Origin of the sequence: Acidithiobacillus sp. IBUN Pt1247-S3 (assembly GCF_041146875.1) — a bacterium.
Classification (GTDB): Bacteria; Pseudomonadota; Gammaproteobacteria; order Acidithiobacillales; family Acidithiobacillaceae; genus Igneacidithiobacillus.
In genome coordinates, this window is sequence record NZ_JBFRXP010000076.1 from 1 (window position 1) to 617 (window position 617).

At 55.3% G+C, this 617-nt stretch carries 1 protein-coding gene and 1 pseudogene; both read right to left on the minus strand.

Features of this window, described 5'->3' with window-relative positions; genetic code table 11:
- On the minus strand, positions 1-236 hold a 236-nt coding region (locus tag AB4090_RS15105; protein WP_369574700.1), incomplete at its 3' end, for a GDCCVxC domain-containing (seleno)protein.
- An 83-nt stretch (positions 237-319) separates the two neighbouring features.
- Positions 320-617: pseudogene (locus AB4090_RS15110) on the minus strand (hypothetical protein); the annotation flags it as partial.

Below are 617 nucleotides of genomic sequence, written 5' to 3' on the forward strand. Positions count from 1 at the left end.
TCATTCCCAACATCACAACACCCATGCGCAGAAGATCTACCTGTTTCCTGTATGGGTGGACAAGGCACGCTGCCATAGGAGCAGTACACGCAGCAATCGCCCGGCTTGGGCGTAAGCAGGGCAGCGCAGCCTTTGCACTCGTAGAAATACTGGCAGGAATCCACCGGCATGGTTTCCGTCTCGCTATGCCCGCAAACGGGACAGGTGATCATCGATTGTAAGTGGACCTTACGCATTAGGCTTCCCCACAGGGATCTATCTTCGCAGCAGATGCCTCCGTATAAGGCATGTCCTGAGATGTCCCAGTCAGCATCCGACGTTACCAGCCACTATGAGGTTTCGGCACTGCCTTGCTACTTGTTGATATGGCAATCGGTACAGGCGCCAAGTGGGGGGTAGCGACCCACCACGTTCCCCCAAATAGTCCGTTCCCTAACGCTTCGCCCGCTTTGCTGTCAGGGGCGTAAAAATAGAGGGGGTGGCCGTTGTAATCTACCTGCAGACCATTAGCCCCTCTGACCGCATCGAAGGTGCCCGAGACACCTTTCACATGGCTGGTCACGGGAGCTTTGCTCAGTAGAGGAGGCCAAAGTTTGGCACAAGAACCTGAACAAGTG